Source organism: Stenotrophomonas sp. 115C5, assembly GCF_056861055.1.
On sequence record NZ_JBSPUQ010000003.1, the window covers coordinates 165,206 to 182,983 of the forward strand.

Annotated in this window: 15 protein-coding genes; 14 read left to right on the top strand and 1 reads right to left on the bottom strand. The window is 66.3% G+C overall.

Annotation, left to right across the window (positions count from 1 at the left end; translation table 11 throughout):
- Positions 1-131 precede the first annotated feature (131 nt).
- The 7 genes from ndk (at position 132) to der (ending at position 6,763) form a co-directional block, all read left to right on the top strand.
- Complete coding sequence (gene ndk / locus AC13FN_RS05960) at positions 132-557, top strand: nucleoside-diphosphate kinase (RefSeq protein ID WP_008265389.1); 426 nt, start codon at positions 132-134, stop codon at positions 555-557.
- Between the two features lie 10 nt (positions 558-567).
- On the top strand, positions 568-1,773 hold the full coding sequence (rlmN, locus tag AC13FN_RS05965) for a dual-specificity RNA methyltransferase RlmN (RefSeq protein WP_005409296.1): 1,206 nt from the start codon (positions 568-570) through the stop codon (positions 1,771-1,773).
- Positions 1,760-2,545, top strand: coding sequence for a type IV pilus biogenesis/stability protein PilW (gene pilW / locus AC13FN_RS05970; protein WP_019338407.1), 786 nt, complete (start codon positions 1,760-1,762; stop codon positions 2,543-2,545). Before rlmN ends, pilW begins: the two co-directional genes overlap by 14 nt.
- Before the next feature lie 18 nt (positions 2,546-2,563).
- Positions 2,564-3,436 (top strand): RodZ domain-containing protein, encoded by an 873-nt coding sequence (locus AC13FN_RS05975; protein ID WP_019338408.1) that lies wholly within the window; start codon positions 2,564-2,566, stop codon positions 3,434-3,436.
- A 65-nt stretch (positions 3,437-3,501) separates the two neighbouring features.
- Complete coding sequence (locus tag AC13FN_RS05980; RefSeq protein ID WP_032130493.1) at positions 3,502-4,140, top strand: YfgM family protein; 639 nt, start codon at positions 3,502-3,504, stop codon at positions 4,138-4,140.
- Positions 4,140-5,348, top strand: coding sequence for an outer membrane protein assembly factor BamB (gene bamB, locus AC13FN_RS05985; RefSeq protein WP_217015674.1), 1,209 nt, complete (start codon positions 4,140-4,142; stop codon positions 5,346-5,348). Before AC13FN_RS05980 ends, bamB begins: the two co-directional genes overlap by 1 nt.
- A gap of 17 nt (positions 5,349-5,365) precedes the next feature.
- On the top strand, positions 5,366-6,763 hold the full coding sequence (der, locus tag AC13FN_RS05990) for a ribosome biogenesis GTPase Der (protein WP_049453247.1): 1,398 nt from the start codon (positions 5,366-5,368) through the stop codon (positions 6,761-6,763).
- 61 nt (positions 6,764-6,824) lie between these two features.
- On the opposite strand, the gene AC13FN_RS05995 is transcribed toward der, so the two are convergent.
- Complete coding sequence (locus tag AC13FN_RS05995; RefSeq protein ID WP_329922353.1) at positions 6,825-7,859, bottom strand: alcohol dehydrogenase catalytic domain-containing protein; 1,035 nt, start codon at positions 7,857-7,859, stop codon at positions 6,825-6,827.
- 119 nt (positions 7,860-7,978) lie between these two features.
- Between AC13FN_RS05995 and AC13FN_RS06000 the strand changes: the two genes are divergently transcribed.
- From AC13FN_RS06000 to guaA, 7 genes are all read left to right on the top strand, one after another.
- On the top strand, positions 7,979-8,890 hold the full coding sequence (locus tag AC13FN_RS06000) for a LysR family transcriptional regulator (protein ID WP_482984858.1): 912 nt from the start codon (positions 7,979-7,981) through the stop codon (positions 8,888-8,890).
- A gap of 154 nt (positions 8,891-9,044) precedes the next feature.
- Positions 9,045-10,181, top strand: coding sequence for a molybdopterin-synthase adenylyltransferase MoeB (moeB, locus tag AC13FN_RS06005; RefSeq protein ID WP_482984850.1), 1,137 nt, complete (start codon positions 9,045-9,047; stop codon positions 10,179-10,181).
- Between the two features lie 323 nt (positions 10,182-10,504).
- Positions 10,505-12,337 carry a monovalent cation:proton antiporter-2 (CPA2) family protein gene (locus AC13FN_RS06010; RefSeq protein ID WP_482984849.1) on the top strand — a complete coding sequence of 611 codons (1,833 nt, stop codon included), beginning with the start codon at positions 10,505-10,507 and terminating at the stop codon, positions 12,335-12,337.
- Positions 12,338-12,507: 170 nt separating this feature from the next.
- A complete protein-coding gene (gene folD / locus AC13FN_RS06015) occupies positions 12,508-13,386 on the top strand; it encodes a bifunctional methylenetetrahydrofolate dehydrogenase/methenyltetrahydrofolate cyclohydrolase FolD (protein ID WP_049402332.1) in 879 nt (292 codons plus the stop codon).
- Between the two features lie 483 nt (positions 13,387-13,869).
- Positions 13,870-15,327, top strand: a complete 1,458-nt coding sequence (gene guaB / locus AC13FN_RS06020; RefSeq protein WP_005416248.1) for an IMP dehydrogenase — start codon at positions 13,870-13,872, stop codon at positions 15,325-15,327.
- Positions 15,328-15,434: 107 nt separating this feature from the next.
- The gene (locus AC13FN_RS06025) at positions 15,435-15,914 is read left to right on the top strand and encodes a hypothetical protein (protein WP_482984857.1); all 480 of its coding nucleotides are present in this window, start codon (positions 15,435-15,437) and stop codon (positions 15,912-15,914) included.
- A complete protein-coding gene (gene guaA / locus AC13FN_RS06030) occupies positions 15,911-17,476 on the top strand; it encodes a glutamine-hydrolyzing GMP synthase (protein WP_087922318.1) in 1,566 nt (521 codons plus the stop codon). The genes AC13FN_RS06025 and guaA overlap by 4 nt, the downstream gene beginning before the upstream one ends.
- Positions 17,477-17,778 lie beyond the last annotated feature (302 nt).

Genomic DNA, 17,778 nt, shown 5'->3' on the forward strand with positions numbered 1-17,778 from the left:
CCCTCTACCACCCGGCCACGTTATCTTTTACAATTCGCCTACGTTTATCAGGCTAAGCCCGCGTCCCGACGCGGGTTTTTTTCATGTTACCCTTCGGGCCATCAGCGGCCCGATTCCATTGGAGACATCCCATGGCGCTGGAGCGCACCCTTTCGATCATCAAGCCGGACGCCGTTGCCAAGAACGTCATCGGCGAAATCTACGCCCGCTTCGAGAAGGCCGGCCTGAAGGTCGTGGCCGCCAAGTACAAGCAGCTGTCGCGCCGTGAAGCCGAAGGCTTCTACGCCGTGCACCGCGAGCGTCCGTTCTTCAACGCGCTGGTCGAGTTCATGATCTCCGGCCCGGTGATGATCCAGGCCCTGGAAGGCGAGAACGCCGTCCTGGCCCACCGCGACCTGCTGGGCGCCACCAACCCGAAGGAAGCCGCTGCGGGCACCATCCGCGCCGACTTCGCCGAATCCATCGATGCCAACGCCGCCCACGGCTCGGACTCGGTCGAGAATGCCGCGATTGAAATCGCCTACTTCTTCGCCGCCACCGAAGTCGTCTCGCGCTGAGAGTAATGCCGTGAACGAGGTCGTACAGTCCCCCGCCATCCAGCCGCTGCCGAAGTCGGCACCCACGGCTGGCAAGCAGAACCTGCTCGACCTCGATCGCGCGGGCCTGGAGAAGTTTTTCGTCGAGGTGCTTGGCGAAAAGAAGTTCCGTGCCCATCAGGTGATGAAGTGGATCCACCATCGCTACGTCACCGACTTCGATGAAATGACCGACCTCGGCAAGGTCCTGCGCGCCAAGCTGCAGGCCCATGCCGAGGTGCTGGTTCCCAACATCGTGTTCGACAAGCCCTCCGCCGACGGCACCCACAAGTGGCTGCTGGCGATGGGCGTGGATGGCAAGAACGCCATCGAGACCGTGTACATCCCGGACAAGACCCGCGGCACGCTGTGCGTGTCTTCGCAGGTCGGTTGCGGCCTGAACTGCACGTTCTGCTCCACCGCCACCCAGGGCTTCAACCGCAACCTGACCACCGCCGAGATCATCGGCCAGGTGTGGGTTGCCGCACGCCACCTGGGCAACGTGCCGCACCAGATGCGCCGCCTCACCAACGTGGTGATGATGGGCATGGGCGAGCCACTGATGAATTTCGACAACGTCGTGCGCGCCATGAGCGTGATGCGCGACGATCTGGGCTACGGCCTGGCCAACAAGCGCGTGACCCTGTCGACCTCCGGCCTGGTCCCGCAGATCGACCGCCTGTCTGCCGAAAGCGACGTGTCGCTGGCGGTGTCGCTGCATGCGCCGAACGATGCGCTGCGCGAGACCCTGGTGCCGCTCAACAAGAAGTACCCGATCGCCGAGCTGATGGCCTCGTGCGCACGCTACCTGCGCGCCAACAAGCGCCGCGAATCGGTCACCTTCGAATACACCCTGATGAAGGGCATCAACGACAAGCCCGAGCATGCCCGCGAGCTGGCCCGCCTGATGCGCCAGTTCGACAACGCGGTGCAGGCCAAGGATTCGGGCAAGGTCAACCTGATTCCGTTCAACCCGTTCCCGGGTACCCGCTACGAGCGCTCGGAAGAGGCGCATATCCGCGCCTTCCAGAAGATCCTGCTCGACAGCAACGTGCTGACCATGGTCCGCCGCACCCGTGGCGACGACATCGACGCTGCCTGTGGCCAGCTCAAGGGCCAGGTGATGGACCGCACCCGCCGCCAGGCGGAGTTCAACAAGACGCTGCAGGCGGGGAAGGGGAGCGATGCCGCGGCCTGACCGCCTCTGGCTGGTTCTGCTCGCAGGCGTGCTGGCCGTTGCGGTCGGCGGCTGCAAATCCCAACCCAAGGCCAGGCTGGGCCCCAGCGAAGCGCCGGTCTACTCGGTCCGCGATCCGGACAACGTGCGGCGTCAGGTGCGCCTGCAGGACCTGCTGGCACTGGCCGCCCGCGACATGCAGGTCGGCAACCTCGATGCGGCCGAACGCAAGGCGCGCGAGGCGCTGAAGCTGGCACCCGAATCGCCTGATGCGCTGGTGCTGATGGCCGGCATCGACGAGCGCCGTGGCCGTACCCAGCAGGCCGGCGAAAGCTTCCGCAGGGCTGCCGAACGGGCGCCGCAGCGCGGGGACGTCCTCAACAATTACGGCGCGTGGCTGTGCCAGCAGGGCCGGCCGGCCGAGTCGCTGGCCTGGTTCGATCGTGCGCTGCAGGCACCGGGCTACGCCACACCGGCCGAGGCCCAGGCCAATGCCGGGGGCTGTGCCCTGGACGCTGGCCAGCTTGAACGTGCCGAGCGCGACCTGCGCGCGGCGCTGTCGACGCTGCCGGGAAACCCGGTCGCGCTGGAGGCGATGGCCCAGCTCAGCTTCCGCCAGGGCCGCTACATGGAGGCCCGGGCCTTCGCCGAACGTAGGATTGCGGCTGCACCCGCAACGCGTTCCGTGTTACAACTTGCGTCTCAAATCGAAGCGCGGCTGGGTGATCGGGCGGCATCTGATCGCTATATTCAGCGGATTCGACAGGAATTTCCGCAGGAAGCGGGCTCCTAACTCCAGGGTTGATGCATTGTGATTGATGACCAGACTGTGAGCGCTCTCGAGACTGCGGCCGGCTGCGGCAGCCGCCTGCGCCAGGCCCGCGAGGCGGCCGGACTGACCCTCGAAGATGTCGGCTCGCGCCTGCGCATGCCGGTCCAGGTGGTCAGGTCGCTGGAAGAAGAACAATGGCAGAAGCTTGGCGCGCCGGTGTTCGTGCGCGGCCAGCTGCGCAGCTACGCGCGGCTTCTGGATGTGGACGTGGGAGAGCTGCTGGAGCAGGCCCAGGTCGGCCCGGTGGTTCCGCCCACCCTGGTCAGCCATACCCATACCCCGCGTGCGCGCCGCATTGCCGAGAATCTCGGCCGTCGCGTGCTGTATGTCGGCATCACCGCGGTGCTGGCGGTGCCGGTGTGGTTCGCCACCCGTGGCCATTTCGATGGCAGTGCCACCCCGTCGCCGAATACCGCCTCGCTGGACGCCATCCCGGCCGCCGTGCCGGTAACCCCGTCTGCTGCGGGTGTCGAGCCCTCGGCGCCGGCTGAAGTGGCGAGCGCCCCGGCCAGCAAGCCGGCCGCCACCCCGTACGTGGCCTCGCTGGCCCCGGTGCCGCGTTCAGCCCCGGCGCCAGCGGCTGCCGCCAACACGCTGGACATGCAGTTCAGCGGCGACAGCTGGGTCGATATCGGCGGCCCGGACGGCGCTACCGTCGAGAAGGCGCTGATCAAGTCCGGCGAAAGCCGCAGCTTCACGCCGGGCCAGGTGACCCGGGTGACCCTGGGCAACGCCTCGGCGGTCCAGGTTCAGCAGAACGGCGCTATCGTCGATCTGACCCCCTACCAGCGAGCCAACGTGGCACGCTTTCAGGTATCCTCTGAAGGCTCCGTAGTCCCGGTTTCGCACTGAGGCGCGGTTTCACCACCTTCGATTAATCCCAATGGTCCCTCCCGATGGGCGGGGCGAGAGTACGCATGGCGATCGACGATCTGCTCGACGAGCACGAACAAAGTGAACGCGTCCGCAGCTGGCTGCGGAAGAATGGCGCCAGCATCCTCGGTGGCGTAGTCATCGCCATCGGTGCCATTGCCGGCTGGCAGTGGTACCAGAAGGATCAGGGCGGCAAGCTGGCCTCGGCCAATGTCGAGTACCAGAAGGCGCTCGTTGGCCTGCAGCAGAACAAGCTCGACGACGCCTCCAAGGCGGTCAAGGCGCTCGAAGCCGGCCCGTCCAGCATCTACGGCGACCTCGCGGCGCTGCAGCTGGCCAAGGCCCAGGTCGACGCCGGCAAGAACGAAGAAGCCCTGGCCACCCTGCGCGGCGTGAAGGTCGAAGGTGACCTGCAACGCGTGGTCGACCAGCGTGTGGCCCGCCTGCTGGTGGCCACCGGCAAGAGTGACGAGGCGATCAAGCTGCTGGGCAGCGCCACCGACAGCAGCAGCCTGGAAATCCATGGCGACGCGCTGATGGCGCAGGGCAAGCGTGATGACGCCCGGGGCCAGTACGAGAAAGCGCTGAAGTCGCTGGACGTGGCAGCGCCGCAGCGGCGCCTGCTGGAAACCAAGGTTATGGACGCCGGCGGCACCGTTGCCGCCCCTGCGGAGTCGGTTTGATGAGTCAGAAGGTCATGATCACCCGCGTCGCCACCGTGCTCCTGATGGGCATGGCCCTGAGCGGCTGCAGCACCGTGAAGGGCTGGTTCGCCGGCAAGGACGCGGCCGCGAAGAAGGCACAGGAACCGGCTGAGCTGGTCAAGTTCGAGCCGACCCTGAAGGTCAACAAGGCTTGGTCGGTCAACCTCGGCAAGGGCGAGCGCCGCATCGGCGTGCGCCAGGGCCCGGCCGTGGCCAACGGCCACGTGTTCGCTGCGGCGATCACCGGTGGCGTGCACGCCATCGACCTGCAGACCGGCAAGAAGGTCTGGACCTGGGAGCCGCAGAAGGAAAAGAAGAAGGCCAAGCTGCGCCTGTCCGGTGGCCCGGGTGTCGGTGAGAACCTGGTCGTGATCGGCACGCTGGATGGCCAGGTCATCGCCCTGGACATCAACGACGGCAGCGAGAAGTGGCGCGCCCGTGTTCCGGGTGAAGTCATCGCCGCGCCGGCCATCGCTCAGGGCGCGGTCTACGTGCGCAGCAATGACGGCCGCATCACCGCGTTCGATGCCGGCAACGGCACCCAGAAGTGGTTCAACCCGAGCGAGCTGCCGGCACTGACCGTGCGTGGCAACGCGCCGGTGGTGACCGGCCCGGGCGTGCTGTTCATCGGCAAGGACGAGGGCGCGGTTGCCGCCCTGGCCCAGCAGGATGGCCGCACCCTGTGGGAACAGAACGTGGGCAACGGTGAAGGCCGTACCGAGCTGGAGCGCATGGCTGATGTCGACGGCGCGCCGGTGCTGGATGGCAACACCCTGTTCGTGAGCAGCTTCAAGAACCAGACGATGGCCATCGAAGGCCCGACCGGTCGCCCGCTGTGGGCGCGCGACCATGGCGGTGCCGGTGGTGTGGCGGTCTCGTCTGGCAATGTGTTCGTCACCGACAACAAGGGCGGCGTGTTCGGCCTGGACAAGGCCAGCGGTGCGGCGATGTGGTCGCAGACCGCACTGGCCCGTCGCTCGCTGACCGGTCCGGCACTGCACGGCGACTACGTCGTGGTCGGCGACTACAAGGGATACCTGCACTGGTTGCAGACCTCCGATGGTGCGATGGCGGCACGGGCAAAGAGTGGCGGTGACGCCCTGCTGGCCCAGCCAATCGTCGTAGACGGGGTGCTGCTGGTGCAGAACGTGGATGGCAAGCTGACCGCCTTCCGGTTGGCAAATTAAAAATTGGAGTAATCGCGATGCTGCCTTTGGTCGCCCTGGTTGGACGGCCGAATGTCGGCAAGTCGACTATTTTCAATGCGCTTACGCGCACCCGTGACGCGCTGGTCCATGACCAGCCCGGCGTCACCCGCGACCGCAACTACGGCGTCTGCCGCCTCGACGAGGACAACCATTTCCTCGTCGTGGATACCGGCGGTATCGCGGAAGAGGAAGAGGGTCTGGCAGGGGCTACCACCCGCCAGGCCCGCGCCGCTGCGGCGGAAGCCGACCTGATCCTGTTCGTGGTTGACGCCCGTGAGGGTACGTCGGCGATGGACGACGAGATCCTGGCCTGGCTGCGCAAGCTGTCGCGCCCGACGCTGCTGCTGATCAACAAGATCGACGGCACCGACGAGGACACCGTGCGTTCGGAGTTCGCCCGTTACGGTTTCGGCGAGATGCTGACCGTGTCGGCTGCGCACCGCCAGGGCCTGGACGACCTGCTGGACGAAGTGGTCCAGCGCCTGCCGGAAGAAGGCAGCGGCGAAGAGCTGGACAACGATCCGAACCGCATCCGCATCGCCTTCGTCGGCCGCCCGAACGTGGGCAAGTCGACCCTGGTCAACCGCATTCTCGGCGAGGAGCGCATGATCGCCTCCGACGTGCCGGGCACTACCCGCGACTCGATCGCGGTGGACCTGGAGCGTGACGGCCGCGAGTACCGCCTGATCGACACCGCTGGCCTGCGCCGTCGTTCGCGCGTGGACGAGGTCGTCGAGAAATTCTCGGTGGTCAAGACCATGCAGTCGATCGAGCAGTGCCAGGTGGCCGTGCTGATGCTGGACGCCACCGAAGGCGTGACCGACCAGGACGCCACCGTGCTCGGCGCCGTGCTCGACGCCGGCCGTGCGCTGGTGATCGCCATCAACAAGTGGGATGGCCTGACCGAGTACCAGCGCGAGCAGGCGGAAACCATGCTGTCGCTGAAGCTCGGCTTCGTGCCGTGGGCCGAGTCCGTGCGCATCTCGGCCAAGCATGGCTCGGGCCTGCGTGAGCTGTTCCGTGCGGTGCACCGCGCGCACGAATCGGCGAACAAGACCTTCACCACCAGCGAAGTGAACAAGGCGCTGGAAGTGGCTTACGAGACCAACCCGCCGCCGACCATCCGCGGCCATGTCTCCAAGCTGCGCTACGTGCACCCGGCCGGCGCAAACCCGCCGACCTTCATCGTGCACGGCACGCGCCTGAAGGAGCTGCAGGAGTCGTACAAGCGCTACCTGGAGAACTTCTTCCGCAAGCGCTTCAAGCTGATCGGCACACCGGTGAGCTTCATCTTCCGCGAGGGTACCAACCCGTACGAGGGCAAGAAGAACGTCCTCACCGAGCGGCAGGTCAAGGCCAAGCGGCGCTTGATGAAGCACGTCAAGGGCAAGTGATGCAGAAAAAGGCGGCCTGAGGGCCGCCTTTTTCGTTGCGGTGCATGGGTGGCCGCCTTGCTCAGGCGTGGCCCCACGGCAACAGCACGCCACGGAACCTCATCCTTCCTGACGACAGGCGGTCATACGCCTCGGTCGCCTGGTCCAGATCAAAGGTCTCGACCATCGGCTTCACCTTGCCGGCGGCGGCAAGCTGCAGCACTTCGCTGAGGTAGTGCTGGCCACCATGGGTAGCGCCGATCACGCGCTGGCGCATCATGTGGAACGGCACACCTTCAGACGAGATCGAGAAGGGCTGGCTGAAGTCCAGGCCGCACAGCACGACGCGCCCGTCGACACGCAGGCCGGTCATCGCGTCTTCGGCCGAGCTGAATTCATTGGTGGTCACCAGCAGCACGTCGGCGCCGCCGATGGCCTTCAGCTCCTTGCCATTGGCCACGACCTTGTCGGCGCCCAACTGCTGGGCGAGCGCATGCTTGTCTGCGGAATGGGTGATGGCGATGGTCTCGAAGCCACAGGCCCTGGACAGCTGCAGGGCGACATGGCCCAGTCCACCGATACCCAATACCGCGATCTTCTCCCGTGGCTGGGGCGCCGCATCGCGCAACCCGCTCCAGGTGGTGTAGCCGGCACACATCATCGGTGCCGCGTCCACGTAGGAGAGGCCGTCAGGCAGCAGTACCGTGCCTTCGGCGGAGATGGCGATGTACTGTGCGTGTCCACCCTGCGCGGCGAAGCCAGTGGTGCGGGGGGCATCGCAGTTCATCGCGGTCTGCCCGGACAGGGGGCGGCTCTCGCGGCAGTAGGGGCAGCGCCCGCACGCGGATTGGACCCATGAGGTGCCCACGCGATCACCCACCCGGCGCGTGTGCACACCCGCGCCCACTTCCACGACCTCGCCGACCACTTCATGCCCCGGTGTCTGCGGGTAGATGTCGCCGCCATAGCCCTGGGTTGCCCACACGTCCGTGTAGCACATGCCCGATGCGTGGACCTTGACCAGTACCTGGCCCGGTTCGATCACGGGCAGCGGCACGTCCTGGACCTGCCACGGTGCATTCGGCCCGGTCATCACAACCGCTTTCATCGTTTTCATCGTCTTGATCCTGTCCCGGTGGGTGAGCGCCGAGGGTGTGTGCCCGCCGACACCCAGGAGCGTAGAATCGGTTGACTATCAAGACAATCGCTTCAATATTTCACGGTATGGTGAGTCGCATTCAACAATCGAGCGGGGGGGATCTGACCGCCTTCACCGCGTTCCTGGCGGTGGCGGCACATCGGAGCTTCCGCAGCGCTGCGGCAGAGCTGAACATCACGCCGTCGGCGATCAGCCATGCGATCAAGGCGCTCGAGCAGCGGCTGGGTGCGCGCCTGTTCAATCGCACCACACGCAGCGTGTCGCTGACCGACGCCGGGGAGCGCCTGGCGGAAAAACTGCGGCCGGCCATGGCCTCGATCGAGGAGGCCCTGCATTCCGTGGACACTGAAGCCGGCACGCCGCGCGGCACGGTCCGCATCAACGCCAGTGAGGGTGCCATACGGCTCGTGCTGAAGCCGGTGCTTGCGCGGTTCCTGCGCCAGTACCCGCAGGTCCACCTGGACATCGTCAGTGACGGCAGGTTGGGCGATATCGTTTCGGAGGGTTTCGATGCGGGTATACGCCTGACCGAAGCCGTGCCCCAGGACATGGTCGCGATAGCGGTGACCGCCCCCCTGCGCTTCGCGGCGGTGGCCTCGCCGGCGTACCTGCAGGCGCGTGGCAGACCGCTGCGGCCGCTGGATCTGCATCAGCACGACTGCATTCGTTTCCGCTTCGAAAGTGGGGCGATCTACCGGTGGGAGTTCGAGCACCAAGGCACCACCGAGCGGGTGAACGTCTCCGGGCCGATCACGCTGACGGACCAGCCATTGATGGTCGACGCGGCCATTGAAGGGATCGGCATCGCCTTCGTTCCCGAGCATCTGGCGCTGGAGCCGTTGGCCGATGGCCGCCTGCTGCGGCTGCTTGAGGACTGGTGTCCTGAATTTCCTGGCCTCTCGCTGTACTACCCGGGCCATCGGCATGTGCCGCCCGGGCTGAAAGCGCTGATCGGTCTTCTTCAGGAACAGCACGGCGGGCGCGGGTAGACCGGGTAGCGCCGGGCTACGCTTGTGGTGGACCTGTAGAGCCGAGCCTATGCTCGGCTGCTTTTCGCGCATCGCCGCGCGCCAGCCGAGCATAGGCTCGGCTCTACAGATCCTGGTCAAGGCGAGCCGGTGCAACGTGCGTGATAATGCGGCCATGAGCATCCAAGAGCTTTCCCCCGCGCTGGCGCGCGAGCGCCTGGCCCACGGCGCCGTGCTGATCGATGTGCGCGAGGCGCACGAACGGGCCGGTGGCATGGCCGAAGGCGCGCGCGGCGTGGCCAAGGGCGAGCTGCAGGCCGACCCGGCCGCGCATCTGCCGCGGCGCGACCAGGAGATCCTGCTGATCTGCCAGAGCGGCAAGCGCTCGGCCGATGCCGCGCAGTTCCTGCTGGAGGCCGGGTACGCCCAGGTCGCTTCAGTGACGGGCGGTACCGTGGCCTGGCGCGAGCAGTCGCTGCCGCTGGTGCAGCCGCTGGCCAGTGCCGCCGACCGCGACTTCTACGACCGTTATTCGCGGCACCTGCTGTTGCCACAGGTAGGCGAGGCCGGCCAGCGCCGGTTGCAGCAGTCGCGCGTGCTGGTGCTGGGCGCGGGCGGGCTGGGTGCCCCGGCCGGCTTCTACCTGGCCGCCGCGGGGGTAGGGCACCTGCGCTTCGCCGACCACGACCGCGTGGAGCGCAGCAACCTGCATCGGCAGATCGTGCATACCGAAGCCAGCGTCGGCCAGCTCAAGGTCGATTCCGCGCGCGAGCGCCTGCTGGCACTGAACCCGTCGATCGAGGTCGAGGCCGTGCCCGAGCGGGTCACCTCCGAGAACGTGGATGCGCTGCTGGACGGCGTGGACGTGGTGCTGGACGGCTCGGACAACTTCCCGCTGCGCTACCTGCTCAACGACGCCTGCATCAAGCACGCCAAGCCGCTGGTGTATGCCGCCATCGAGCGCTTTGATGGCCAGGTAAGCGTGTTTGATGCCGGCCGCCAGCGGGGCGTGGCGCCATGCTACCGCTGCCTGTTCCCGGAACCGCCGCCGCCGGAATTTGCGCCCAATTGCTCCGAAGCGGGGGTGCTGGGCGTGCTGCCCGGCCTGGCCGGCGTGCTGCAGGCCACCGAGGTCTTGAAGCTGCTGCTCGGCATCGGCGAGCCGCTGGTCGGGCGCCTGCTGCGCTTCGATGCGCTGGGCATGCGCTTCCGCGAGACCGGCATCCGGCCGGACCCGCAGTGCCCGGTGTGCGCGCCGGGCGTGCCGTTCCCGGGGTATATCGATTACGCCGCGTTCTGCCGGGGCGGGTGAACCCGGCCGGGCGGCATCCACGCGTGGCGTGGATCTACCGGGGCATGACGGCTGGGCGTCCATCCACGCATGGCGTGGATCTACTGTAGAGCCGAGCCCATGCTCGGCTGCTTCTGGCCTCGGCACGAAGAGCAGCCGAGCGTGGGCTCGGCTCTACAGGTAATGGCGCCCACCCAAGCATGTGCATGGTTTCGGGATGATGCCGGGGCTCACTCTCTACATCGTTCCATCGCCAAGACAATCCGGCGCAACATGCGTGCTATTGCCGTCATCGGCATTGCTCTATTGTTGAACCCGATTCTGGATCTTGGGGAACACACCGCATGGCGGTAGAAGCAGCGACCAGCGAGCTGGTCAAGGTCGTCGCCCTGTTGGGCGCGGCGGTGGTGATGGTGCCTCTGTTCCGCCGGGCCGGCCTGGGCTCGGTGCTGGGCTACTTCGCCGCTGGCCTGGCGATCGGACCGTTCGGGCTGGGCTGGTTCTCCGACCCGCAGGCCATCCTGCATACCGCCGAACTCGGCGTGGTGATGTTCCTGTTCGTGATCGGCCTGGAAATGCGGCCCTCGCACCTGTGGAGCCTGCGCAAGGAAATCTTCGGGCTGGGCACGCTGCAGATCGTCACCTGTGCGCTGGTGCTGACCAGCATCGCCAAGCTGTTCGGCCTGCCGTGGCAGGTGGCCTTCATCGGCGCCACCGGCTTCGTGCTCACCTCCACTGCGGTGGTGATGCAGCTGCTGGCCGAGCGCGGTGACATCGCGCTGCCGTCGGGGCAGAAGATCGTCTCCATCCTGCTGTTCGAAGACCTGCTGATCGTGCCGTTGCTGGCGCTGGTAGCCTGGATGGGCCCGAGCGCGGGCAGTGCCGATGGCGAGGGTTCGCGCTGGCTGTCGGTGGCAATCGGCGTCGGTGCCATCGTCGGCCTGGTGCTGGTTGGCCGCTTCCTGCTCAATCCGCTGTTCCGCGTGCTGGCCGAATCGAAGGCGCGCGAGGTGATGACTGCCGCCGCGCTGCTGGTGGTGCTGGGCGCGGCGCTGCTGATGCAGCTGTCCGGCCTGTCGATGGCGATGGGCGCGTTCCTGGCCGGCGTGCTGCTGAGCGAATCGACCTTCCGCCACCAGATCGAAGCGGACATCGAACCGTTCCGCGGCATCCTGCTCGGCCTGTTCTTCCTCAGCGTGGGCATGGCGCTGGACCTGGGCGTGGTGGCGGGCAACTGGCAGCTGATCCTCGGCCTGGTGCTGGCGCTGATGGCAGCCAAGGCGCTGTGCATCTACGTGGTCGCGCGCATCATGGGCAGCGACCACGCGCAGGCGCTGGACCGTGGCGTGCTGATGGCGCAGGGCGGCGAGTTCGCCTTCGTGTTGTTCTCCGCCGCGGCATCGGCCGGCGTGATCAACCTGGAGATCAATGCCAACTTCACCGCGGTGGTGGTGCTGTCGATGGCGCTGACCCCGCTGGTGGTGCTGCTCTACAAGCGCATCGCGCCGAAGCCGACGGTGAACATGGACGGCGTGGACGAGGCCGAGGGCCTGTCCGGCAGCGTGCTGCTGATCGGCTTCGGCCGCTTCGGCCAGGTTGCCAGCCAGTCGCTGCTGGCGCGCGACGTGGACGTGACCATCATCGACAACGATGTGGAGATGATCCAGAGCGCGGCGCGGTTCGGTTTCAAGATCTATTACGGCGATGGCACGCGGTTGGATGTGCTGCATGCTTCGGGCGCGGCCACTGCGCGCGCGATTGCAGTGTGCGTGGACAAGGCCGAGGCCGCCGACCGCATTGTTGAACTGGTGGCGCATGAGTTCCCGCAGGCCAAGCTGATGGTGCGCTCGTTCGACCGTGAGCATTCGCTGCGGTTGATCCATGCCGGCGTCGATTTCCAGATCCGCGAGACGTTTGAATCGGCCGTGCTGTTCGGCCAGGCCGCGCTGGTGGAGCTGGGCGCGGATGAGGATGACGCGGTGGAGATCGCCGCCGAGATCCGCCGTCGCGATGCCGAGCGCTTCGAGCTGGAGATTGCCGGTGGTGGTCTGAATGCCGGCGCGCGGATGATCTACGGCAACAGCCCGCAGGGCGTACCGACGCCGACGCCGTTCACGGCCCCGAAGCGCGAGAGCAAGACGCTGAACCCGCAGGATGTGCCGGAAGAGGAAGAGTAGAGCCGAGCCCGTGCTCGGCTGCTCTTCGGCCAGATTGCGATGGCCCCCGCTGCGCGCGGAGCCGAGCGTAGGCTCGGCTCTACAAAGGCGGGCTGATCGGTGGTGTGGCGGTGGGCGAGGGGGCCTGAATCGGGGACAATAGCGTCCCCGCCGCCCCACGCCTGCCTCCGATGACCGATTCCGCCCCCCAGCATCCTGCCCGCATCCTCGATGGCCGCCGTATCGCCGAGGACCTGCTCGACAGCCTGAAGGTGCGCGTCGACGCCCGCGTGGCCGCCGGTGGCAGCCGTCCGGGCTTGGCCGTGGTGCTGGTCGGTGGCGACCCGGCCTCGACCGTGTACGTGCGCAACAAGCGCCGTGCCGCCGAGAAGGTCGGCATCGAGGCACACGACTACGATCTGCCGGCCGGTACCACTGAAGCCGAGCTGCTCGACCTGATCGACCAGCTCAACGCCGATCCGAAGATCAACGGCATCCTGATCCAGCTGCCGTTGCCGGGCATCCCCGACGCGCGCCGGCTGATCCAGCGCATCGACCCGCGCAAGGACGTGGACGGCTTCCACCCGGAAAACGTCGGCCACCTGGCCCTGCGCGAGTTCGGCCTGCGCCCGTGCACCCCGCGTGGCATCACCACGCTGCTGGGCCACACCGACCAGCCGGTGCGCGGCCGCAACGCCACGATCGTAGGCGTCAGCAACCACGTCGGCCGCCCGATGGGCCTGGAACTGCTGATTGCCGGCTGCACCGTGACCAGCTGCCACAAGTTCACCCCCAAGGACGTGCTGGAACAGGCCGTGCGCAACGCCGACATCCTGGTGGTGGCGGTAGGCCGCCCGGGCATCGTGCCGGGCGAATGGGTGAAGCCGGGTGCGGTGGTGATCGATGTGGGTATCAACCGGCTGGACGACGGCCGGCTGGTGGGCGATGTTGGATTTGAGGCCGCTGCCCAGCGGGCGAGCTGGATCACCCCGGTGCCGGGTGGCGTCGGCCCGATGACCGTGGCTACGTTGATGCAGAACACCCTGGAAGCCGCGGAAGCGCTGAGCTGACCTCACTTGGGGCTGTTCTCAGGTGTCTGAGGGAAAGTGCGGACCAACGGTCCGCACCCACCTGAAGCGGCTGGATCTGGCCCTTGGGTCTGCTCGCGAGATGTGCTCGAGATGTGCTCGAGATTTGCTCGAGATTTGCTCGAGATGTGCTCCTGGTGGGTGCCGACCGTTGGTCGGCACAATGCTGGCGCACAGGTGTCTGAAGGGTAGTGCGGACCAACGGTCCGCACCTACCAAAGATGCCCCAGGGCTGGCCCAGGTGATCCTCTCAAGGTCAAGGTGGGTGCCGACCGTTGGTCGGCACAATGCCGGTGCACAGGTGTATGAAGGTAGTGCAGACCAACGGTCCGCACCCACCGAGGCAGGTTTCACCCCCCCCCTGAACCAATCACCGCCCGCGCGACACTGCGTCGCATCTACCCCCTGCCACGCGGCGCGAAAACAGGGTAAAATGTCGCGCTTCCCCACATCTCGGGTATGCCGATGCTGCGCATCCAGGCTGAAGCACTCACTTACGACGACGTCTCGCTCGTCCCCGCCCACTCGACCATCCTGCCCAAGGACGTCAACCTCGAAACGCGGTTGACTCGCGACCTGAAGCTGAAGCTTCCGATCCTGTCCGCAGCCATGGATACCGTCACCGAAGCCCGCCTGGCCATCGCCATGGCCCAGCTCGGCGGCATGGGCATCATCCACAAGAATCTCAGCCTGGAACAGCAGGCCGCGGAAGTGGCCAAGGTCAAGAAGTTCGAGGCCGGTGTCATCCGCGACCCGATCACCGTCGGCCCGGAAACCACCATCCGCGACGTGCTGGCCCTGACCCAGGCGCACAACATCTCCGGCGTGCCGGTGGTGGGCAGCGACGGCCAGCTGGCCGGCATCGTGACCCACCGCGACATGCGCTTCGAGACCGAGCTGGACGACCCGGTCCGCCACATCATGACCAAGAAGGATCGCCTGATCACGGTCAAGGAAGGCGCCGCGTCTGATGAAGTGCTGCAGCTGCTGCACCGCAACCGCATCGAAAAGGTGCTGGTGGTCAATGATTCGTTCGAACTGCGTGGCCTGATCACCGTCAAGGACATCCAGAAGAACACCGACTTCCCGAACGCTGCCAAGGACCTGTCGACCCGCCTGCTGGTCGGCGCTGCCGTCGGCGTGGGTGGCGATACCGATCGCCGCGTGGAAGCGCTGGTCGCCGCCGGCGTGGACGTGATCGTGGTGGATACCGCGCACGGCCACTCGCAGGGCGTGCTGGACCGCGTCAGCTGGGTCAAGAAGAACTTCCCGAACGTGCAGGTCATCGGTGGCAACATCTGCACCGGCGAAGCCGCACTGGCGCTGCTGGACAGCGGCGCGGACGCAGTGAAGGTCGGCATCGGCCCGGGCTCGATCTGCACTACCCGCGTCGTCGCCGGCGTCGGCGTGCCGCAGGTCACCGCCATCGACCTGGTGGCCGAAGCGCTGCAGGACCGCATCCCGCTGATCGCCGACGGTGGTATCCGCTACTCGGGCGACATCGGCAAGGCGCTGGCCGCCGGTGCCTCGACCATCATGGTCGGTGGCCTGCTGGCCGGTACCGAGGAATCGCCGGGCGAGACCGAGCTGTACCAGGGCCGTTCGTACAAGAGCTACCGCGGCATGGGTTCGCTGGCTGCCATGGAAAAGGGGTCGAAGGACCGCTACTTCCAGGACGCCGCCACCGCCGACAAGCTGGTGCCGGAAGGCATTGAAGGCCGGGTTCCGTACCGCGGCCCGGTGGGAGGCATCATCCACCAGCTGATGGGCGGCCTGCGCGCCACCATGGGCTACGTGGGCTGCGCCACCATCGAAGACATGCGCAGCAAGCCCAAGTTCGTGAAGATCAGCGGCGCCGGCCAGCGTGAGAGCCACGTCCACGACGTGACCATCACCAAAGAGCCGCCGAACTACCGCGCCTGATGCGCTTGCGAACTGCTCTTGCGATTACGGGCAGCCTGCTGATGGCAGGCTGTTCGGTGTCCGAACCGCCGCCGCGCTCCGGGTCTCCGGGCGCGGCGGTTTCGCAATTGCAGGACGTGCAGAAGTGCCAGAATTCATTCTCCCTGCCGGAAGGCTGGCACATGGAGGCCGCCGGCGAGCAGCGCTGGCTGCTGAAGGGCACGGGTGTGCGCCCGCTGCAGGTGATCCTGCAGTGCGTTACCGGACTGGGCCACCTCTTTGAAGATCCCAGGGTGATCGCAGAGCTGGGGCCGCTGGAGCCGAGCCGGATGAACGTGCGCTTCGTCGCATGGGGCGACCCCGAACAATCCGGCTACCCCATGCGCGCCCTGCAACGGCGTTTCGTGCCCGGCACCGAAGTGCAGGAAGTCGCGGATCTGCCGCGCGCTGACCCCAACAACCGGCAGGCGCCACAGGGCCTGCTGATGCTGCGCTGGGACGAGGAAGACCCCTCACATATTCAACAACGCGAGGCGTTCATCGCCACGCTGACGCAGAGCCTTGAAGCGCCGGGCACTGCGAAAAACACCACTGGAACGGCACCATGACCAACATCCATAACGACAAGATCCTCATCCTCGATTTCGGCGCGCAGTACACGCAGCTGATCGCCCGCCGCATCCGCGAGCTGGGCGTCTACTGCGAAATCTGGGCGTGGGACCACAACCCGGCCGAGATCGCGGCGTTCGGTGCCAAGGGCATCATCCTGTCCGGTGGCCCGGAATCGACCACGCTGCCGGGTGCCCCCGCCGCGCCGCAGGAAGTGTTCGACAGCGGCCTGCCGATCTTCGGCATCTGCTACGGCATGCAGACCCTGGCCGCGCAGCTGGGCGGTGCTACCGAAGCAGCGGATCAGCGCGAGTTCGGCCACGCCGAAGTGAACGTGATCAACCCCGATGCGCTGTTCAAGGGCCTGAGCGACCACGGCGGCGAGCCGAAGCTGAATGTCTGGATGAGCCACGGCGACCACGTCTCCGTCGCACCGCCGGGCTTCACCATCACCGCCACCACCGACCGCATTCCGGTGGCTGCCATGGCCAACGAAGAAAAGCGCTGGTACGGCGTGCAGTTCCACCCGGAAGTGACCCACACCCTGCAGGGCCAGGCGCTGCTGCGCCGCTTCGTGGTGGACGTGTGCGGCTGCCAGACCCTGTGGACCGCCGCCAACATCATCGACGACCAGATCGCCCGCGTGCGCGAACAGGTGGGCGATGACGAAGTGATCCTGGGCCTGTCCGGTGGCGTCGATTCGTCCGTGGTGGCCGCGCTGCTGCACAAGGCCATCGGCGAGAAGCTGACCTGCGTGTTCGTGGATACCGGCCTGCTGCGCTGGCAGGAAGGCGACCAGGTGATGGCGATGTTCGCTGAGCACATGGGCGTGAAGGTGGTACGCGTGAATGCCGCCGACCGTTACTTCGCCGCGCTGGAAGGCGTGAGCGACCCGGAAGCCAAGCGCAAGATCATCGGCAACCTGTTCGTTGAGATCTTTGACGAAGAGTCGAACAAGCTGAAGAACGCCAAGTGGCTGGCGCAGGGCACCATCTACCCGGACGTGATCGAGTCGGCCGGCAGCAAGACCGGCAAGGCGCATGTGATCAAGAGCCACCACAACGTGGGCGGCCTGCCGGAGCACATGAAGCTGGGCCTGGTGGAGCCGCTGCGCGAGCTGTTCAAGGACGAAGTGCGCCGCCTGGGCGTGGAGCTGGGCCTGCCGCGCAGCATGGTCTACCGCCATCCGTTCCCGGGCCCGGGCCTGGGCGTGCGTATCCTGGGCGAAGTGAAGCGCGAATACGCCGAACTGCTGGCGAAGGCCGATGCCATCTTCATTGATGAGCTGCGCAAGGCGGATCTGTACGACAAGACCAGCCAGGCGTTTGCCGTGTTCCTGCCGGTGAAGTCGGTGGGCGTGGTGGGCGATGCGCGGGCGTATGAGTGGGTGATTGCGCTGCGGGCCGTGGAGACGATCGACTTCATGACGGCGCATTGGGCGCATCTGCCGTATGAGTTCCTGGGGACGGTGAGCAACCGGATCATCAATGAGTTGCGGGGGGTGTCGCGGGTGGTTTATGACATCTCGGGGAAGCCGCCGGCGACCATTGAGTGGGAATGAGTTGAAAGAACGAGGGCGCCGAGAGGCGCCCTTTTTTGTTCGCCCCGAGCGCTGATGAGGTGCTTTGCGCCATTCATTGCCATTTGCATCCCAAGCGGCTTCCCGGCACTCGGGGTCAATTCGAGGCAGCTTGTCCAAGATCTTCTGTGGTCGTAAGATCAAAACGATCAACACCTAATTTCTCAGGCATACACAAGGGATTGCTATGCAAATGCGAGAGGCGGAAAAGCTTCGGAAAAGTTGGGGGAATAAGCCCTGCAATCACCCTCGAGTTGAGCAGGAGTATCACTTGGGGTCAAATA